The organism is Pedococcus sp. P1_H8, assembly GCF_056405175.1.
This window is the reverse complement of the sequence record NZ_JBFUCP010000387.1, coordinates 1-388: the sequence shown is the minus strand read 5'-3', so window position 1 is coordinate 388 and position 388 is coordinate 1. Positions and strand designations below refer to the sequence as shown.

General features: G+C 65.7%; 1 pseudogene. It reads left to right on the top strand.

The window, feature by feature from the left end:
- Positions 1-225: pseudogene (locus AC1DYG_RS20490) on the top strand (hypothetical protein); the annotation flags it as partial.
- Between the last annotated feature and the right edge of the window lie 163 nt (positions 226-388).

Sequence of the window (388 nt, the reverse complement as noted above, 5' to 3'; positions counted from 1 at the left end):
GCCCAGGACCGCTTCAACCAGTTCCTGCAGGGGAGGCTCTCCTCGACCGTATGGCAGGCCGGTGGATGCAAGAGCTGGTACCAGGATCCCGTCACCGGGCGCAACACGCTGCTGTGGCCCAGGTCGACGTTGTCGTACTGGGTGCGCACCCGATTCCTTCGCCGCGCCGACTATCTCCGCCAGGCCAGCACCAGATCCACCCAGCCGTCGGTCACCGCCGGCTGACGCACCTTCTCCGCACTTCGTTCGATCCGACCCGAGCGGGCTCCGGCCGCACTTCAGTGAAAGGCTCTGCAATGTCGACGATTCCCGAGTTACTCCACCGCAACGCCGAGCAGTACGGCGACATGCCCGCGTTGTCCCACGACGGTCAGGTCCAGACCTGGAG